General features: G+C 37.5%; 18 protein-coding genes. 7 read left to right on the top strand and 11 right to left on the bottom strand.

The genetic code is table 11. From position 1 onward, the window contains the following. The first annotated feature begins 5 nt into the window (after positions 1-5). From ACFX40_RS07565 to ACFX40_RS07575, 3 genes are read left to right on the top strand one after another with little or no spacing between them, the layout of a single operon-like run. The gene (locus ACFX40_RS07565; RefSeq protein ID WP_016765285.1) at positions 6-1,436 is read left to right on the top strand and encodes a spore germination protein; all 1,431 of its coding nucleotides are present in this window, start codon (positions 6-8) and stop codon (positions 1,434-1,436) included. 21 nt (positions 1,437-1,457) lie between these two features. Further along, the gene (locus ACFX40_RS07570; protein ID WP_028410927.1) at positions 1,458-2,561 is read left to right on the top strand and encodes a GerAB/ArcD/ProY family transporter; all 1,104 of its coding nucleotides are present in this window, start codon (positions 1,458-1,460) and stop codon (positions 2,559-2,561) included. After that, complete coding sequence (locus ACFX40_RS07575) at positions 2,558-3,685, top strand: Ger(x)C family spore germination protein (RefSeq protein WP_377254751.1); 1,128 nt, start codon at positions 2,558-2,560, stop codon at positions 3,683-3,685. Before ACFX40_RS07570 ends, ACFX40_RS07575 begins: the two co-directional genes overlap by 4 nt. 6 nt (positions 3,686-3,691) lie before the next feature. Here the strand turns inward: ACFX40_RS07575 and ACFX40_RS07580 are convergent, their stop codons facing one another. Continuing rightward, positions 3,692-4,060, bottom strand: a complete 369-nt coding sequence (locus ACFX40_RS07580; RefSeq protein ID WP_028410925.1) for a hypothetical protein — start codon at positions 4,058-4,060, stop codon at positions 3,692-3,694. A gap of 231 nt (positions 4,061-4,291) precedes the next feature. Between ACFX40_RS07580 and ACFX40_RS07585 the strand changes: the two genes are divergently transcribed. Beyond that, complete coding sequence (locus tag ACFX40_RS07585) at positions 4,292-4,894, top strand: DUF3885 domain-containing protein (protein ID WP_013058688.1); 603 nt, start codon at positions 4,292-4,294, stop codon at positions 4,892-4,894. Between the two features lie 38 nt (positions 4,895-4,932). Here the strand turns inward: ACFX40_RS07585 and ACFX40_RS07590 are convergent, their stop codons facing one another. The 5 genes from ACFX40_RS07590 to ACFX40_RS07610 all read right to left on the bottom strand — a co-directional run bounded on the left by ACFX40_RS07590 (position 4,933) and on the right by ACFX40_RS07610 (position 8,838). Then, on the bottom strand, positions 4,933-5,628 hold the full coding sequence (locus ACFX40_RS07590; RefSeq protein ID WP_028410924.1) for a hypothetical protein: 696 nt from the start codon (positions 5,626-5,628) through the stop codon (positions 4,933-4,935). Beyond that, a complete protein-coding gene (locus tag ACFX40_RS07595) occupies positions 5,628-6,497 on the bottom strand; it encodes an ABC transporter ATP-binding protein (RefSeq protein WP_098331948.1) in 870 nt (289 codons plus the stop codon). The genes ACFX40_RS07590 and ACFX40_RS07595 overlap by 1 nt, the downstream gene beginning before the upstream one ends. Continuing rightward, the gene (locus ACFX40_RS07600; protein ID WP_377254755.1) at positions 6,494-6,862 is read right to left on the bottom strand and encodes a GntR family transcriptional regulator; all 369 of its coding nucleotides are present in this window, start codon (positions 6,860-6,862) and stop codon (positions 6,494-6,496) included. The genes ACFX40_RS07595 and ACFX40_RS07600 overlap by 4 nt, the downstream gene beginning before the upstream one ends. Before the next feature lie 105 nt (positions 6,863-6,967). Further along, positions 6,968-7,723, bottom strand: coding sequence for an alpha/beta family hydrolase (locus ACFX40_RS07605; RefSeq protein WP_377254758.1), 756 nt, complete (start codon positions 7,721-7,723; stop codon positions 6,968-6,970). 224 nt (positions 7,724-7,947) lie between these two features. Then, positions 7,948-8,838 carry a YitT family protein gene (locus tag ACFX40_RS07610; RefSeq protein WP_097824444.1) on the bottom strand — a complete coding sequence of 297 codons (891 nt, stop codon included), beginning with the start codon at positions 8,836-8,838 and terminating at the stop codon, positions 7,948-7,950. A 258-nt stretch (positions 8,839-9,096) separates the two neighbouring features. Between ACFX40_RS07610 and ACFX40_RS07615 the strand changes: the two genes are divergently transcribed. The 3 genes from ACFX40_RS07615 (at position 9,097) to ACFX40_RS07625 (ending at position 11,473) form a co-directional block, all read left to right on the top strand. After that, entirely contained in the window at positions 9,097-9,906 is an 810-nt protein-coding gene (locus ACFX40_RS07615; protein WP_028410919.1) for a DUF4397 domain-containing protein, read from the top strand. Next, a complete protein-coding gene (locus ACFX40_RS07620; protein WP_028410918.1) occupies positions 9,903-10,526 on the top strand; it encodes a class F sortase in 624 nt (207 codons plus the stop codon). The genes ACFX40_RS07615 and ACFX40_RS07620 overlap by 4 nt, the downstream gene beginning before the upstream one ends. A 128-nt stretch (positions 10,527-10,654) precedes the next feature. Beyond that, a complete protein-coding gene (locus tag ACFX40_RS07625) occupies positions 10,655-11,473 on the top strand; it encodes a glycerophosphodiester phosphodiesterase family protein (protein WP_028410917.1) in 819 nt (272 codons plus the stop codon). Between the two features lie 27 nt (positions 11,474-11,500). On the opposite strand, the gene ACFX40_RS07630 is transcribed toward ACFX40_RS07625, so the two are convergent. From ACFX40_RS07630 to yidC, 5 genes are all read right to left on the bottom strand, one after another. Beyond that, complete coding sequence (locus ACFX40_RS07630) at positions 11,501-12,187, bottom strand: hypothetical protein (RefSeq protein ID WP_028410916.1); 687 nt, start codon at positions 12,185-12,187, stop codon at positions 11,501-11,503. 1 nt (position 12,188) lies between these two features. Then, positions 12,189-13,031, bottom strand: a complete 843-nt coding sequence (locus ACFX40_RS07635) for an ATP-binding cassette domain-containing protein (protein ID WP_028410915.1) — start codon at positions 13,029-13,031, stop codon at positions 12,189-12,191. A gap of 119 nt (positions 13,032-13,150) precedes the next feature. Then, positions 13,151-13,660, bottom strand: coding sequence for a GNAT family N-acetyltransferase (locus tag ACFX40_RS07640; RefSeq protein WP_377254761.1), 510 nt, complete (start codon positions 13,658-13,660; stop codon positions 13,151-13,153). 35 nt (positions 13,661-13,695) lie between these two features. Next, on the bottom strand, positions 13,696-14,901 hold the full coding sequence (locus ACFX40_RS07645) for a TolB family protein (RefSeq protein WP_098331943.1): 1,206 nt from the start codon (positions 14,899-14,901) through the stop codon (positions 13,696-13,698). A gap of 361 nt (positions 14,902-15,262) precedes the next feature. Next, complete coding sequence (gene yidC / locus ACFX40_RS07650; RefSeq protein ID WP_013058701.1) at positions 15,263-16,081, bottom strand: membrane protein insertase YidC; 819 nt, start codon at positions 16,079-16,081, stop codon at positions 15,263-15,265. Between the last annotated feature and the right edge of the window lie 309 nt (positions 16,082-16,390).

Here is a 16,390-nt window from a genome sequence, read left to right on the forward strand (position 1 = left end):
TATTTATGCTCGATTCAAAATTTCAGCCCAATGCAGACTACACCGTTCAAACGTTTCTAGATTTGGTGGGTCAAAATACAGATGTTGGTTCCAAAAAATTATGGCTGTCTCCCACAAAATATATATGTATTATTTATCTCCAAGGATTAGTAGACGGAGAAAAACTTGATAATCTTACTCAGCATGTTGTTGAGACAAAAGCAAAAAGTGAAACGCAAACACTCGATGACATCGATTCGTTTATTTCTGTCATTAAAGACAAAGAAGTTTATACATACAAGCAAGCGATCTCGTGTTTTTTTAAAGGTCAGCCCTTGCTGTTCATTAGCGAAAGCACCACGGCATACTCGCTGAATATGTCTATGACCAAACAGCGCTCTTTAAGTGAACCTACAACAGAAAAAGTAGTGCGCGGCCCTAAAATTGCTCTTATCGAAAACTTAGATGAAAACCTTGGTCTTTTAAGGCAGCGTTCTACCGAAGAAGAAATGGTTATTGAAGACATTTATATTGGAAATACAAAGGAACATCGAACAAGTATCGTTTTTCATAATAAACACTGTCAAACTCACATCGTGAATCAAGTCCGAGAGAAATTATTAGACATTCCTTTAGATAACATTCAAGATTCAGGAATGATTGAAGAATTTTTAGAAGAAGCACCTTACTCACCGTTCCCTCAAGTACAAAATACAGAAAGACCGGATCGTGTTCTCGCTGCGGTGAATGAAGGGCGAGTAGCCATTTTAGTAGATGGCTCTCCTTTTGCTCTTTTAGTGCCTACAACTTTCGATATGATTATGAAATCACCCGATGATTATTACGAAAGATGGATAGCTGGTTCATTGCTAAGACTACTAAGGTACTTGTCTATTTTTATTACCCTATTCTTTTCAGCTATTTATATTTCACTGGTTTCGTTTAACCAAGGGCTGCTTCCGACTGAGCTAGCTATTACTATTGCTGCCACACGAGAAAACGTTCCTTTTTCTCCTTTTATCGAAGCAGTGGTCATGGAAGTGACGCTTGAATTATTACGCGAAGCCGGGCTGCGTCTCCCTACTCCTGTCGGACAAACAGTTGGACTTGTAGGCGGGGTTGTGATTGGTCAAGCAGCGGTGGAAGCTCATATCGTTAGCTCCGTTATGATTATTGTTGTATCTGTATCGGCAATTGCGTCCTTTACCGTTCCTCAGTACGGAATTGGCCTTTCGTTTCGAATTTTGCGTTTCGTATCTATGATGATTGCAGCAATCTTTGGATTATACGGAGTTACCATGTTTTTTCTTGTTCTCGTCATTCATCTAACCAAGCTCGAAAGTTTTGGTATGGCTTACTTCAAACCGTTTTTTGCGTTAAATAAAAAAGCGTGGAAAGATTCTTATATTCGTCTCCCAAACAAAAGTCTAAAACAGTCTAAAAATAAAGCCAAATAAAACTGACAAAAGGAGGACCATATGGAACAATCACAGTCACAATCAAGCAAGCTTCTTTCAGACTTTTATGCCATTTCAATTATCTCTTCAACCATGCTGGGCGTCGGTTTATTAACACTGCCAAGCAGCATTACAAACCAGACAAATAATGCAGACGGATGGATTGTACTTATTATGGACGGCCTTTTGTTTATTGGAATTGTTCTTTTTTTAGTCTGGATGGTTAAATATTTTACGATCAGCTGTATGTTTGACTTCACGCAAGAAGTAACCGGCAAGCTGATTGGAAATATCTTCAACTTCGCTATAGTCGTTTATTTCACATCTGTAGCAAGTTTTGAAGTAAGAGCTATGGCAGAAATGATCCATTTCTATTTACTGGAAACGATGCCCATTGAGTTAATTATCCTTTCGTTTATTTTGACAGGCGTCTATTTAATCACTGGCGGTATTAATTCTATTGGAAAAGTAATGGCCCTATGTTTTCCTGTCACGGTCATCATTCTTCTTATCTTATATCTTCTTAGTATCGGAATGGTCGATTTAAAAAACTTACAGCCCGTGTTAGCCGATGGATTCAGCCCGCTTCTTGCTGCTTTTACAACCGTCTCTGTTTCCTTTTTAGGGATTGAAACGATTGTATTTCTTCCAAAGCATATGAAAAACAAAAATCATTTACGAAAAGTTTCTATCATCGGATTTTCTATTCCTTTACTTTTATATATTATCACTTACGTATTAGTTGTCGGCGCGTTATCCGTTCCGGAGGTAAAAACGACCGTCTGGCCTACGATTGAATTTGTTCAGACGCATGAAGTAAAAGGAATTTTCTTTGAGAGGCTTGAATTATTTTTACTTATTGTCTGGCTTCTTCAGTTTTTTTTAACCTTTGTAATGTATTTCTTTTTAGCTGTTTCAGGATTTAAAAAGATTTTCAAAAACCGATCAACTACTAATATTATCTTTCTTGTGCCTGTTTTATTTATGAGCTCTTTAGCGCCCAAAACAGCAAGCGACGTGTCGAATTATTCAACTGTTCTAGGCTGGGCATTTTTAGTGACATTTTTGGTTATCCCTCTTTTTTTCAGCATGTTAATGAAAATAAAAAAGGTTGTGTTCAAATGACGAAAAAATGTCTTCCTGTCATAATGACCATTTTTTTATTGTGCGGCTGTACAAATCATCGAAACATTGAACAACTTGCTCTTGTTATAGGAGTGGCAATGGATATTACATCGAAAATCGAACCAAAAACAGGAAAAAATCAGCTTATGCTGACTCATCAAACGTTAACCGAGACGGAATCCGGAAATATGTCCTCTTCCATTCCATACAAAAACATTACAACCGCTGGCCCTACAATTCATGAAATCACGCGAAATATTTCGCTGAAATCTGATCCTATATACAGCCAGCATCAGCGAGCACTTTTAATAGGAGAAAAAGCGAGCAAGACCATCCCTCTTGATGCGCTTATCAATCAGTTTGTACGTGATAATGAAATACGGCGCAGCAGCCTTGCCTTTGTTACAAAAGGCGATGCTAAAAACGTTTTAACGATTCAAGGAATGTCCGTACCGCCTGTAAACTTAATTTACGAGCTTGTTTACAATAAATTCAAAACGAATAAAATTCTAAATCCCCTAACGATGGGAGAGCTATCGGCTAAGTTAAAAACAGATCAAAGCTTTTTAATACAGCGGCTTTCTAAAATTAAAAACAGCGTTGAAATAGACGGCGCGGCAATCATAAAAGATAAAAAAGCAAAATTCACCTTAACTCAGCACCAAGTGGAGGCTTTAACGTGGTTAACGGGGAATATTAAAGGCGGAATTATTTACGGCAAACACGGTCCATACCCCTTTTCCTATGAAATTGGAGATGTTCAGCAAGATGTGAAGGCCCGCATTGATTCAAATCACTCCGTTCATTTTGACATCAACGTTCAAACAAGCGGCAGGCTATCAGAAGATTGGGAGACTTCAAAACAGGCTCTTGCCGCCTCTAATGTAAAGAACACCGAAAAAAAAATAGAAAAAATTATTCGAAAAGACGCAGAAAAAACACTCCGCTTATTGCAAAACAACTACAAAGCTGATGTGATTGACCTGCATGATTACGTACGAATTCATCACCCTCATTTTTGGAAAAAACATCAGCATGAATGGGATGAAATATTTAGCCAGTCGACAATCGACTATCATGTTCATGTTCAAATTAAAGATTTTGGAACACAGGGCAGAGATTAGCTCTTATTACTCAACGCCAGCTTCAGTCAGCTCTTTTTTCTTTAGTTCCATAATCGTGAACTTATCGGTATAGTTTTTGCTGACGAACAGCTGGCGTTCATTGTCGTTATTAAAATAAAATTTTTTATCATCTTGATATTGAAAATTCACTTTCTTCTTTTTCATTTGCTTAATAAACGTTAAGTAGTCATTTGAATGAATGAGATACCTTTTAGGTTTATCGGATATTTGAACAACATCTTCACCCGAAGATTTTAATTTTACAATACTCCATGCAATAGGAAGAGGATTACCTTCTTGAAAGATCGTTTTGTGAAAAATGAGCACAAAGAAAGCAGCTGTAATAATTGAAATAAGAACAAGCTGTTTTTTCACCGTATTATCATCCTTTCTTCACGTCGTTACTACGTTAAGTAATACGACAGGCGTATGAAAAAACCTGTTCATCCGCAAAGGTTGTGTAAAGAAATAATGCAAAATCAACAAAATATAACAGTTTGGTTACCTTTTGATTAAATAACATTACTTCTTTACAAATTTAGCTAATCACGTGATAGACTAAACTCAACATATTAAGTCAGGACTAAACTAAATGAGGTGTTGCGTATGACTACAATGCGGCTTCAATCATACTTAACAACAATGTTTCCAAATGTTCAAATGAAAAGACCTCTTTTTTATAACGCGCCGGCAGGCATCCGCTTTACGCTTACCAATCAAAAAGGCGTATGGGAACGAGAATACATGAAAAATGTGTACGCACGCGCTTATGAAATTTTTGAGACACTCCATGAAAAAAATGATGAGCTGTTACTTGTTTTCAAAGCGAATGCTGCACAGGATGATTTACTTTTAAAAAAGAAAAAAGAAACAGCTATTAAAAAATTCATTCGCTCTCGCCTGAAGAAACAAGAAGTTCAATCCGTAGCATTATTAAATAACGCTGAGTATATTATTGCCTGCAAAACAAATGATGTGAAAGAAAAGCTTCTTTTGCAATCAATTGCTAACCGTGATCTTCATATTCATCCGGCTATTGAAGAAGAGTGTTACATTGTGAATTTGAATAAAGAAACCATCTTCCACCTATACGACGAGCGCGGACTGGACATTGTATCGAACAATCAGTCTTCTCTTCAACTTCTTCAGCAAAAGTTTCACGACTGGATTCTAGATATTGATGCAGCTTGTTCAAAAAAAGTACAATAAAAAAGCAATCATTCAGTAAAGGAATGATTGCTTTTTTATTAGGCTTGATGGACAGGAGACGCTTTTTTTAAAAACAGCCAGTTGATAAGAAAGAATAGGAAGCTTGTGATAACCATTGTTCCGAATGTAAGTAACAACGACCCGTTCGAAAAGCTTTTTATAAAATGAATAACCGGTTCTTTTGTCACTGGAATGGTAAATAGTAAAATTAAAACAGCACCGGTGATCATCCCTCCTGTTTGCCCGAATTTGTAAACGATGCTGCCGAGCAAACATGCTGCTGCTGTAATAAAAAAGATAAATACAGCGTCCGTTAAAAAATGAATAGCGACGGTAGGGTCATGAAAGATAAAGTCACTCGCATAATAAAGCTGAACATTCATTAAATTCAAACTATTAATCACCTTTATTGAAATGCTCATGATGACAACATTGATAAGTGACATTACAATTGCAAATAAAGCAAAAACACAGGTCATCGTTAAAAGATATGCTTTACGAGTAGCTCCTAACTTTAAGCAAAAGGAGAAACTTTTTCGAATGATAATAAAACTTACAATACCTGAAAAGATGTACTGCGGCATGCTTGTTACTAATAGGAGATGCTCGTTCACCTGACTGAAAACTAAAATATCTACTACAACAAAAGCTAACAGAATCGTCCAAAAGCGAATCATTAAATACTTTAGTTCAACGTAGAGCGAATAACTAATGGCGGCAAACTGTCCTTTCATTACGCTACACCTCCACGATTTGCTGTAAGATAAATCATAATATCCTGTATGTGAACAGCTTCTACATGAAATGAACTGTCGATAAGCTCCTCAGCATAAATATCTTCGTTAAAGAGCACTATTTTTTTCTCTCCTCCGAATACTTGTTCATGGATTACTTGCTTTCCTTTTTCATATTCTTCAATTTGACTTTTAGGTCCTTTCACACTTACACAGCGCTGCTGCAAATTTTCTGCCGTATCTTGAAGAATCAGCTTTCCTTTTTGCATAATAAGTACTTCTTCAAATAAATTACTTACCTCATCAATTAAATGCGTTGAGATAATGAACGTGCGTGGATATTCTTCATATTCATCCAATAAAAGCTCATAAAAACGCGCTCGCATAGCAGCATCAAGCCCAATATAAGGTTCATCAAAGATTGTGATGCTCGTTCGAGAAGATAGCCCAACAATAATTCCTAATGCTGATTCCATACCTTTAGATAATGCTTTCACTTTCATATTACAATCTAAATCGAACTCTTCCATCAGCCTCTCAGCAGCTTCTTGGCTCCAATAAGGATAAAAAAGTGACGCAATTTTTAGCACGTCTTTGACTTTTAATGTTTTTTTGAAATTTCCGTTTTCGTTAATTAAGCAGATGTTTTGCAAAACAGAGCGGTTTTCAAATGGAGATTGATTTCCTACTTTTACTTCTCCTGTCGTAACTGGAATATGCCCGGCTACAATTTGCATCAGAGTCGTTTTGCCCGCTCCGTTTCTACCTAGCAACCCGTATATTTTATTTTGTGCTAGCGTAAGTGAAATGTCTTTTAACACTTGTTTAGATCCATAGCATTTATTTAACAGCTGCGCTTCTATATTCATTTTATTTCCCCCTTGTCTAACAGCTCTTTTAACTCGTTTACCGTAATCCCCAAATGCTGTGCTTCTTTTTTCAGGGGAACGATAAAACGGTTATAAAATTCTTCTTTTCTTTGTGTAAGCAATACTTCTTTGGCGCCCGCACATACAAACATCCCTATCCCTCTCTTTTTATACAATATTCCGTGGTCAACTAGCTGATTAATCCCTTTAGCTGCTGTTGCAGGGTTAATGCGATACATTTTGGCAAATTCATTCGTAGACGGTACTCTTTCTTCTTCTGGAAAAGCATCATTCAAAATATTCTCTTCGAGGGTTTCTTTGATTTGTTGAAAAATTGGTCGCTGATGATCTAATGATTGTTTCATTTTGACTACCTCACTTAAGTGGTTCATTACTCATGTAACTAACTATATAACTAACTGGTTATTTTTTCAAGTTTTATTTCCAAAAAAAATAAAAAAGTCCGTCAGTTAGTTACTGGCGGACTTTTTTATTTGACTGTTTAACCACTTGACCGTTCTTTTTACTAGCTCATCCTGCTGCTCTTTAGGGGAAATACTGGCTTTGTTGTCGCCTTTTTGTCTCCCGTACATTCCAAACTGTGCGTGATTAGCTCCTTTTACTTGAACCAGCTCCGTATTTTTTGAAAGTAAATGCTTGGTTTCTTTAATTTTTTCAGGCGTCGACAAACCATCTTTTTCACCGGTTAAAGACAAAATAGGATAAGTGGAAGTTGAAAAATTATTTTTATTCATCGGATACGATGCTAAAAGAACTAAGCCTTTTATTGAGTTTTGATGATCATACGCATAAGAGGCTGCACTCACTCCTCCAAGGGAATGCCCTCCGATAAACCATGCGGAAATCTTCGGATAGCTCTTCACAATATCCGTCGCTTTGTTTTGACTAAAAAAACTCATATTAAACGGAGAATCTACAACAGCAACAAGATATCCTTCATTTGCAATTTGCTGAGCATAATAGCCATATGCTAACGGTTCTACTTTAGCACCTTGATAAATAATATAGCCGGCTTTTATCTCTTTGTTCGTTTGAGGCTTGAATACGTAATAATTGTCTTTCTTCACTACTTTTTTCTCATCTACTAGTGAGTGAAGCTGCTTTGAAGGTTCATAATTAAAACCTGACCATATGACAAAAAAAGCCACGGTTACCGCAACAAGAACGGCAAGACCGACTCCTACTATTTTTAACGTTTTTTTCATGTCACTCCCTCTTTCTGTTTTTTTACTATGTACTCTTTTTATATCTTTTAGACATTTTACATGTTTGTTTTAAAGATATACAAGAAAAAAGAGAGGTTCGATATGCCCAAAGCAGGACGCAGCAGAAGTGACATAAACCACTCCATATACTCGAAACAAAAAGAGAAAATTAAAAAGGCTGCTGCATGTAATAACGGGACAGCCTTATTAGCAGACAACCTTCACTAATGAATATCTCGTTTCTTAAATCTCCCTCCTCTAACTTCAGCAATAGCTGCTACGGCAAAAAAAGCAGATGGATCTATCTCATCGATAATCGCTTTTAGCTTTGCTTCTTCAAGCCTGGTAATTACACAAAAAATGACTTTTTTATCATCTCCCGTATACGCCCCTTCCCCATTTAAATACGTGACGCCTCTCCCTAAACGAGCAAGAATCGCTTCGCCAATTTGTTCATATTGTTCGCTGATAATCCAAGCTGACTTAGACTCATCTAACCCTTGAATCACAATATCAATTGTTTTAAAAGCAATGAAATAAGCCATTAAAGAATACATAGCGCGATCCCAGCCAAATACAAAACCGGCACTTCCCAAAATAAATAAATTAAAAAACATAATCGTCTCACCTACGGAGAAAGGCGTACGTTTATTAAATAAAATAGCTAATATCTCGGTGCCGTCTAGCGAACCTCCGTACCGAATAACAATTCCTACTCCCACACCTAGAACAATTCCGCCAAACACAGTGGCTAAAAGAGGATCACCTGTTAAGACCGGCAAGTCGTGAAAAATAGAGGTAGCAATGGATAGAATGATAACACCTAAAAGCGTAGATAGCGCAAATGTTTTCCCAATTTGCTTGTATCCAATAAAAAAGAATGGAAGATTTAATACGAAGATATAAAAGCCGATTTGAACATCCGTTAAGTGGGATAAAATAATAGATATACCTACAATTCCACCGTCAATAACCTCATTAGGGACAAGAAAAAATTCTAGCCCGCCGGCCATTAAAAGGGCTCCCACTAAAATAAACAGCATGCGCTTTACAATCATTTTAGCTGATAGCGAACGATGAACAACCTTTTTTATTTCATGATTCGTTTGCAGCACATAACTTCCCCTCCTTTTGTAATAGAGACATCAACTACTAATCAAACCCTTTTTTTAATATTATCACAAAATTCAAACTATTTACCTGGCATTTTACAAAAATTTCATCTAATGAAATGAATTATGCATATATTGGATAAAATTGTAGATGATAACAAGTGAATAAATGCCCGAGTACGTTCAAAAGTGAATGAATGCTCACCACTTTTCATACGGGACTAACAGGACAAACTTAGATTAAAAGGAGAGTAAAACGTTATGAACCGTGTAAAGATTATTGCTGCTTCTTTACTCGCAGTTTTATTGCTAGCTTTTTCAGATAGTTTCACTTCTGCAGCTGTGCAGGAGGCGATGATACGAGTTGTGCATGCGTCACCTGATGCACCTGAAGTAGATATATATGTGGACAATCAAAGCATCGTAGTCGGCGCATCGTTTAAAGATGTGACAGATTACCTTAAAGTACCTGCGGGGTCTCATAAAATAGAGGTATATGCCATAGGTACAAAAGGAAAAGAAAAACCTGTCATTTCCACTAATGTAACCGTCGAAGCAAACAAGGCCTATACTCTTGCTGCTATTAACCAAGTTGCACACTTGGAATTAAAAGTAGCTCAAGATGATATGAACGTAGCTAAAGGAAAGAGTAAAATTCGAATTGCTCACTTTTCTCCAGATGCTCCCGCTGTTAATGTAGGTATTAATCACGGCCCTACTTTGTTTAAAGACACTGCTTTTAAACAAATGACAAATTATTCTGAAGTAGATGCCGGAACCTATGATTTAACCATTGCAACTAGTCAAGACAACAAAAAAGTACTGGACATTCCAAACCTTAATTTAGAAGCTAACACGGTCTACACGGTGCTCGCTATTAACAAAGCCGACAGTCTTGAAACGCTTTTATTAAAAGATAATACGGCTATGCCTTCCGAAATGCCAAAAACAGGTATGGGCGGTGCTTCACAGGATAATTATAATTCAATTGTGCCAGTTCTTACTTTATTAGGAATTGGAGCAGTCGCTATATTTGTTGTTCGTCGTCACAGAGGATACGAAAGCGAATGAAATGGATAGGAGGGGTTTTCACCTTTTCTTTGATACTATTCATGAGCAGCTGGTTTGCCCAATCAGCAATTGCAAACGGCTCGACGGATTTTGTTGTGAAGATGGCTGAAACAAAATCAGCTCAATCCTTGCAATCTTCAGGAACTGCTTCTACGCCTCTTCCATCTCAGCTTATTATTCCGAAGCTTCATATTAAGGCTTTTATAAAAGGAATGGGCCTTACTAACCAAGGTGAAATGAGCGTTCCTGATAATGGTCATGATGTAGCTTGGTTTAAGCTTGGAGCAAGACCCGGAGAGGAAGGAAATGCGGTCATTGCAGGACATGTTGATGATCAAAAAGGACCCGCTATCTTCTATCATCTCGACAAGCTCACAAAAGGAGACGAAATTTTTGTAACCGATCAGCAAGGGGATCAGCTGACCTTCGTTGTTACGAATAAAGCTTCTTATCCCCGAGATTCTGCTCCTATCAGAGAGATTTTCGGTCCAACTTTTCAACACCAGCTTAATTTAATCACCTGTACGGGAACGTTTGATCATAAACAGAAAACTCATGAGCGCAGGCTCGTTATTTATACAAGCCTCCGTCCGGAAAAAACAGCCGATGTTTCTCACTAAACATCGGCGTTTATTACTTTTAATTACATACTGGTTCGTTTTATTTAAATATTTACACAGCCTTAATATGAACACAACATTTCACTAGTAAACTAATGCACGACCCCTCAATAAAAAGGAGTTTTGATATGAGACGAAAATGGTGGTTTGTAAGCTCACTCACTCTTTGTTTATGCGGCATTTTTATGTTTATACATACGCAGGCAGCTTCTACTCAAGCAGAAAACGTAGCCATTATTGCTCATCGAGGCGCATCAGGATACGAGCCAGAGCATACGATGCAATCTTATCTCGCGGCCGTCCAGCAAAAAGCGGATTACATTGAACTTGATCTTCACATGTCTAAAGATCAGCAGCTTGTAGCAATTCATGACTACAAAGTTGATCGAACGACAAATGGAACAGGATATGTAAAACAGTATACAGTGAAGCAGCTTCAGCGTTTGAACGCAGGAAAAGGTAATAAAAAAGCCGTCATTCCCACTTTAGAAGAAATATTCCGTACGTTTGGCAATCGAACAAACTATTATATTGAAACAAAATCTCCTCATGAATATCCAGGTATGGAAAAGGAATTGCTGACGCTGATGGCTAAGTACAACATTCATACCAATCACGTCATTGTACAATCATTTAGTCCTGAAAGCTTAAAAACCGTCCATCGATACCGACCTACGATGAAACTAATTCAACTGATTCGTTCTAAGCAAACCAATATGTTAACAGATCAGCAGTTCAGACAAATCAAAAAGTACGCGAACGGGATTGGTCCTAATGCAAACACGCTGACAAAGTCATATGTACAAAAAGCTCGCTCATATGATTTAGACGTTCATCCTTATACAGTAAATGATGAAAAGCAAATGAGAATGCTTATCGAGTGGGGCGTAACCGGCATGTTTACTAATTACCCGGATCGTCTTTATAACGTGCTTCATAATAAATAAACACTTGCCGCGGCAAGTGTTTATTTATTATACATCTCTTCTATTCGCTCTCCACAAGTACAGGCTAATTAATACTATGGCATAAAGCAAAGCCCAGCCAAACACCAAAAATTTGTTTAATCCTTCGTTAATAAATTGAATGATTGCAGATACGGGCGGCAATACATACAGCAGCAGTCCGCCTCCTTGATAGGGAAATGACACGCCTGCCGCTGCAAGCGTAACGATTAAAATAAATAGAGGTCCAAACCACGATAAGCTGCCTTCTCTTACAACATCTCTTGTGAAAACAAGACCTATGCTCATACCAAGCAAACTAAACGTCCAGTGAATAATAAACCCAAACACCATTTGCTTAGTGGATATATCCACTTCAAACATATCAAGCAGCACGGGATAAGCAACGGAAACCGCTGATAAAAACGTAAACAGCAGCATACAGCTAATAAGCTTGCTTATAAAGTACTTGTTCTTTTTCCCTACATGAAGTTTTGTAATAACTTCTTGACTGGAATCTTCCGCGTGAAACAGAGACATCGTAAACCAAGTGGTTAGAAAAAAGAGGAAAAGTGCCGTATTAAAAAAGCTATCAAGCACCGGGTTCGGTCTATATGTATAGTTCATACACAGCGAAATAATATAAAGTGCAAGCGGCGGAATATATCGATACGATTTAATGTATGTAATAAAATGATAGCGAATCAATGCACCCATCTTAAATTTCTTCCCTTTCCATATGATATAGCTTTACAACTTCAGCTTGAACAGCAAGCAATTCTGCAAGAAACTCATTTACATATTTTTTATCTATATAAAAAATCCAGTAGTTTCCGTGCTGTTCAATTTTCGTGCACTTTTCTTTTAATAAACGAAGCGGCTTATTGAGAATGACATTTGCCTCAATGACCGTTAAATGCTCAATGAGTTGAACGCGCTCATTTTTTAAAATGCGCTGTGAGCCAATGGTGATAACACGATCCGCTACAGCATGAATGAGCCTTTCTTCATGACACGTAAATACAATGGTCATCCCTCGTTCTTTGAGCTTTGTAAAAATTCGTTCTACTTCTAGCTGAGCACGAGCATCTAATCCTGATAGAGGTTCATCAAGCAATAGCAGCTTAGAAGAACTCAGCAGCGCTTGCATCATGTTGACTTTTTGCTTCATTCCTTTTGAAAAAGAAATGATTTCTTCATGCCTAAACTCTACCATTTCGAAAGTTTCGAGCAGCTCTTCAATTCTAGAGGTGCGCTTTTTCTTAGACAATCCTTGAATTCGTCCCATGTGCTGCAAATAACCTGCTAGCGTAAAACGGAGCTCCTGAGGAAATTGTTCCACCACAAATCCAGGCGTACCGGTTTCTTTATGAAGGTGAATTGTCCCTTTAGTCGGTTTCGATAATCCGCCAATTAACTTTAAAAACGTACTTTTTCCGGCACCGTTTTTTCCAACAATCGCGACAGTCTCTCCTTTATAAAGGGTCGTGTGAATGTTTTCTAATACGGTATGTTTTTTGTATACTTTTGCAACATTTTTTAATTCAATCAGTTTTTCCATCTGCTGCCTCGCCTCTCCATAATCCTATATGTTAAATCATAGCATATTTATGGGGAATGTGCTTCCATCTCTATACGTTTCAGCTAAATTTTTCCCGTACAAAAAAGCCTTTGATATGATCAAAGGCTTTTTATAGACAATACCATATGCTCTTCATCGATAAATTCACCATCTACTTGAAGAGCTCTTTTTTCATACGCATAAGAAGTAAAACCGAGGCTTTTGTATAGGGCTTTTGCTCCTTTATTTTTAGCAGCGACGGCCAGGTAGATTTGCAAAACATTCGTTTTGGAAAAAGCTTGTTCAACAGCGGTTTTTAACAGCTTCTTTCCAATACCTTTCCCCCTTGCTTCAGGGGCTACGTACATCCCCCAAATATCTCCTTTATGCTGAACTTTTAAAGGCTTTTGCTGCTGAAACCCCACGATCCCCACAAGCTGTTTTTCCATAAAAGCTCCTACTACAAATTCTGATTGGCTGCTTGGAAAATGATTTCGGATATCAGCAATTTCTTTTTCATATTCTTCTTCATAACTTAAAATAAAACTTTCGGGATGATCTTTTAAAGCACGAAGACGGAGTTCAAAGTACACGTCAGCGTCTTCTTTTACCAACAAACGTATATTCATTTTTTCACCTTAGTTTCTTATGTTTTAATTAGCTATTAAGGGCTGTACACGCTAAATACTTCATTCCACCGATACAGCTCATAATAATTTCCCGGCAGGTCTAAGCCTGAAATAAGTACCTTATCATTTTTCGTATCTTTTACGCGTGTTAAAAGATTTGCTTGTTTTCGATTTGTACGAATCCACATCGTTTGATTCGTTGCTTTATGATAAACAGGTGCATAATCTCCTAAGCCTTTTTGCGGAAATGTGAACTGACTTTGCTTATTAGTCTTTACGTTCATGCTATACAAAAAAGGCAGTGGCCTCTTTTTTTCATCATTCGACCACCCTGCTTCAGGCACACGTGAAATGATGATGTTATCTTTTTCTGTCCAAGTAAAATCCCAATCTGCGAAGCCTTTTGGAGTAAACACATGTTCTTTAAAAACTGGCATCTCTTTTAAAGTGAACTTTTTATTTTCAGTGGCAAATCTTCCTTCCCCATTAATAAATGCCAGTACTTGCTCTTCATTACTCCACTTAAACCAATTAGATACATTAAGCATATCTCCCACTACTTGAAAAGCTTTTCCTTCTTTTGTAATGATGCACAGCTTATTTGCATCTGCAGACATCGAAGCCGTTGGAATAGCGATAAAACTAATCCATTGACCGTTAGGAGACCATTTGAAGCTGCTTGTTGTATAAGCAAAAAACGAATCATTTTCTGCTGGCAGCGTCGTAAAAGCCTCCACTTTTTTTACGTCTAACCCTGCATATTTGCTCACTGTATATAGCTTTACCGGTCCCCATCCCGTGGGCGCCAGCGCAGCAGCTGACGTAATTAAAAATCGATCTCCTTCTGGAAACCATGAAAACTGATCAACTCCTACGGCTACACGCTTCTTTTCATGCGTTTTAACATTGTAATATACTAAGATTCCATTCGAAATATACGCAAGTTCCTCAGCAACCGGTGACCATTGATAATGAGTCACATCATGTTCAACTAGTAGCGGTTTTCCTTTTAACGGTGCAATCATTAAAGAATCATTTTCTGAATAAGCAACTATATCTCCATGTGATGACCATTGAGGCATAGAGGCATGACGGGCATAGGATAACTGCCTTTCGGTACCGTTATCATATATCCATAGGTTTCCTTGCCGTATAAAACTGACCTTCACTGTAGTGGCAGCATTTATTTGCATAGGGAACAACATAAGAAAAAGCAGACATAACGCTATTTTTTTCACCATGTTCACTCCTGTCTTTTTTTATAGCGTTACACAAATCTCCTCATCTCATCACATTTTCGAAAAAATAAAAGAGGTTGAGACATAACGAAATGAATTTAATCGAAAGACGAACAAATGGGATACATGAGCTGAACCTCTTGTGACACCACAGTTGATTTCCGTGCAAGACTTCGTCTAGCCCTCCAACCAACTGCTCGAAGCAGCGAAATAGATGAAATCTCCGTTCACCATAATAAAAAAAACAAACCAGTAATCAAATATTTTGATTACTGGTTTGTTTTTCACTTCGGCTAAACTACTTTTGTCCCGTCCTCTTTTTAAAAAATAAAAAAGCGCAGCGAATAGCTGCGCTTTTTGTATATTATGATTTTGACTTAGATTTTGGTGATGGCTTTGTTTTAGCTTGTGCTGTATTATTAGCCGCATCTTTTTCTTTCAATAAACTCATACGTTTTTTCAAATAGTAACCTTGTCCAATTCCGAATAAGTTACCGATTACCCAGTATAATGCAAGAGCAGATGGAAGTGAAATCCCTGCTACTAAGATGAAGATTGGCATAATGTTCATCATCATTTTCATTGGAGGTTGAATTTCATCCGTCATACTTACACGAATTTGTAAGAATGTCGTAATCGCTGCAACTACCGGTAAAATGAAGTAAGGATCGGGTTTCCCTAAACTTACCCATAAGAATGAATGCTGCGCAATTTCATGCGTTCTTGCAATGGCATTATAAAACGCGATAATAATAGGCATTTGAATAAAAATTGGCAAACATCCGCCAACCGGATTAATTTTATGCGTTTGGTAAAGCTGCATCATTTCTTTTTGCTGCTTTTGCTGTGTTTCAGGATCTTTTTTACCAGCATATTTCTTTTGAATCTTTTCCATCTCTGGACGAAGTGCTTGCATAGCCATCGTGCTCTTTTGCTGCTTTAAAATAAGCGGCAATAGAACTAAACGAATGATAACCGTCGCAATGATAATAGAAAGACCATAGCTTCCGCCTGCCCATTCAGCAATTTTCGTTAATGCCATAGATAAAGGGTAAACAAAATAATGATCCCAGAACCCGCCGCTTGTTGCGGTTACTGGTGTTTTCGTGCTGCTACAGCCGGCTAGAGCTAAAAGAAGCGCTCCCATTAAACCAAGCAATAATAATTTTTTATTTCTTTTCATATTCTTTCCTCCTAATAATGACTAAATGTATGAAGTGTTTTTCAGAAGGAAAGGATCTTCTTCATCATTATTCTTCTCTTTAACTGGTGTTTTTCTATACACATGTATAAATACATTTCGTCTTTTCCATATTGTTAATACTGAAGGGTCAATCCCTGCATTCACATGGTCGGTGACAGGTTCCGCATGAAAAGCCGTAAACCTAGCTTCACGAAGCATATAATAACAAAGGATGTATAAAACGAAAGCAGATAAATACGGCGCATATAGAAAAAGATCGTGATAAAATTCCATGTGCCAGCTCTCTTT

This window comes from Priestia sp. YIM B13552 (assembly GCF_042787775.1).
Classification (GTDB): Bacteria; Bacillota; Bacilli; order Bacillales; family Bacillaceae_H; genus Priestia; species Priestia megaterium_E.